The sequence below is a fragment of the Maritimimonas sp. 2210JD6-3 genome, assembly GCF_056591795.1.
Genome location: NZ_JBWQOJ010000070.1, coordinates 1 through 2,862, shown reverse-complemented (window position 1 = coordinate 2,862; position 2,862 = coordinate 1). Strand labels below are relative to the sequence as shown.

The window sequence follows — 2,862 nt, the reverse complement described above, 5'->3', positions numbered from 1 at the left end:
TAGGTGTTTTATAGTCTAAAGATACATGTAATCTTATTTCGTTGTATAAATTCATTGCATTTTTTGCAGCTCTTTTAGCGTGAGCTATGTCAGTAAATGTTTGGTCGAGATAAAATTCGTCTTTTAGGATGCTGTTTACGCGTTCTGAGACTGCATTCCTGCCTACCAGCAAGCAGGTTCATAGCAATGGTTCTCTTATGTCATACTAAAAACATGCGTGCCGAAATCTAATGATTATGCCATGCATAAAGACATAAAATAATATGATAACTTATAATGATTTAGCTATAATACCAGTTCTAATGCTAAATTACACAGCAGAAAAATGATGAGTTTTTGCGTTAGATAAAAAAGAAAAATTAGTCATAGCCATAGCTACGGGTTATTTTTATTTTGAAATATAAGGTGAAAAGGCGCATTTTAATTGAGTTATTTAGGATTAGAAATGGTGTAAGGTACAATAACAGATGAAATGCTTATGGAACATATCGAGAATTAAGACTTGGAGGATAAAAGATGGAAATTTAAGATTGCAGATGAGTAGCCTTTAGCCGCCGTATAGGCGGAAATCAAATCTACTAGCTGGTAGCGGTTTAATTATTGGTTTTCATTTTCAATGTGATTTGTCCTATGTTATATGCATATATCGAAGCAGGAAGAAAAGTAAATTTCAAGCCTCGTGTTTCTTTCATGCCTATCTGGTCAATGGAAGTAACAACAGCATATTCAAATTTATTTGTTTCACAAAATTTAATTAAACTTTTCAGCTCTTGAGGTTGATCAAAATATCGGTTACTCCATTTAATTTCTACTCCCCAAACAGGTTTATAACTTTTGTCGTCCACTAATACAAGGTCTACTTCACCTTCGTTTCTTCCGTCCTTCCATCTAGCATATGTTAAGTCTAGTTGCTCTCTATGCATCCATTGTGAGAGAATTGCTGTTTCCACCATGTTTCCCATTTCTTGGTCTATTTCACTTATTGGAGAAAATAAAGCAGTACGAAGTGAAGGATTTGTTAGATATACCTTGAAACTTGTTATTCTTTTTAATCTTTTTGCATTGACTCCAACCTTCTTTAACACCTTAATTAGGAAAGCTGCTTCCAAATATTCTAGATATTTTTTTAACGTGTCTTTTTGAATGCCACTTTCCCTAGACATGGTCTCATAAGAAAATTCATTTCCAGTATTATATGCGATGTATGTAAAAAATCTGTTTAATTCTTGAACGTCTTTGATTCCATATAAACTTGGCAAATCCCGAAGTAAAACTTTGTCTACAATGTCGTTTTTTACATATCTACCCATATCTCCCTGTATTTTTTCAGATAATACTACCTCTGGGTATCCTCCGAAATTTAAATAATGGATAAATTCTTTATTTAATGCTTTTGAATCATGAGTTAAGCAATAATTTATGTGCTTATCTCCATATTGGATATAACCGTCAAAAATCAAATGATCTAATTTTTTTAAATGGGTATATTCTTGAAATGTTAATGGCGGTAACAAGAAATCGGTAAATCTACCCGCTCCGCTTTCCGTACTATGCCATTTTAGAGCTGCGGCAGCTGAGCCAGAAACAATAAACTTGGTTTCTGGATATGAGTCAACTAATACTTTTAAATGTCTTTCCCAATCTTTCAAGTATTGTATTTCATCAAAGAAGACATAACAACCATCAAGATATTCAAGATTTAAAGATTTTTTGCATAGAGTTAATATATCTTCCAAGCTTAAATTAACGTAAATAGGGTTGTCAATACCTATGAAGAATAGTTTATGTGGATTCGTTCCTTCTTTTAATAAGTTATCAATGCAATGAAATAACATTACTGTTTTACCAACCCTTCTAGGTCCCATAAGGACTAAAGCTCTTTTAATGCTTGTTTCAATTACCAATGGATAAAATAGGTCGAAATATAACCTCTTAGACATTGAGCTATATGTGTTTGGAATCTCTTTGGTAATCCACCATGGATTTTCATACCGAAGACGTTCAATAATTTTCTCTGTCGGAATAAGGCTTATCATGATGATTATTTATATTAATTAAACAAATATATATAAAATAAGAAGAAACAAAACTATCTATTAATACATATGTGTTTTTTTAGAATTTTTCTTGGTGGTATAAACTGTTGATTCGATAATCGAAACACACTTTTTAATGAAGCACAATGGTTTCCCGTGTAAGCGTCAGCAATGGCTTAATATGCGTTAATTTTCGCCTGCCCGCCGGCAGGAGTTAGCACAGACTTTAGCAATTACGAGTGCGCCCGAACGTGCCGTTCGGTAAAGGCGGGATGGATTTGGACGTAGTCGTCCCGATAGCTATCGGGACGCCGTAATTGCGGATACATTGTTGTATGGCGTTTTTATTCAATCTTTTGTTTTAAGCCATTGTTCGTAAGTAACGACTTGCTTTTCGTCATTCTCTTTTGTCTTTCCAGGTAAAATTCCGATGAATTCGAGATAATGTCCGTCCGGATCGCTAAAATATATAGATACAGCTGGCATCCAACAAAAAACCATTGGCTTTTCATTATCGTCTTGCAGAAAATTCCAATAGTTTAAGTTGTGAGATTTTAAAAAGTCAACCGATTCATTTATTATCCATTCAGGGTCACATTCGAAAGCGAAATGTCGTAAATCAATTTCTTCTTTCGGTTTTTCCCATAATCCAAGCATTGCTTGTTTATCTTTTCCTATCCAGAAGAAGGCAGTCCTCCGTTCCTCTCCAAAGCGACATTGTTTTAGCCCAAGAACTTTAGAATAAAATTCGATTGAGTTTTCCAAATTCTCAACGTACAAATGTGTTTCATAAAGTCCTTTAATCATAATCTATTTTCGTTTTTTC

The 2,862-nt window shown here is 33.8% G+C and carries 3 protein-coding genes; all 3 read right to left on the bottom strand.

Annotated elements, in window-relative coordinates; genetic code table 11:
- Nucleotides 1-172 (bottom strand): integrase core domain-containing protein (locus AC1EUY_RS15865; RefSeq protein WP_480196529.1); only part of this gene is annotated, 172 nt, incomplete at its 3' end.
- Between the two features lie 421 nt (nt 173-593).
- A complete protein-coding gene (locus tag AC1EUY_RS15860) occupies nt 594-2,036 on the bottom strand; it encodes an ATP-binding protein (protein WP_480196528.1) in 1,443 nt (480 codons plus the stop codon).
- A 348-nt stretch (nt 2,037-2,384) separates the two neighbouring features.
- The gene (locus AC1EUY_RS15855) at nt 2,385-2,843 is read right to left on the bottom strand and encodes a VOC family protein (RefSeq protein ID WP_480196527.1); all 459 of its coding nucleotides are present in this window, start codon (nt 2,841-2,843) and stop codon (nt 2,385-2,387) included.
- Nucleotides 2,844-2,862 lie beyond the last annotated feature (19 nt).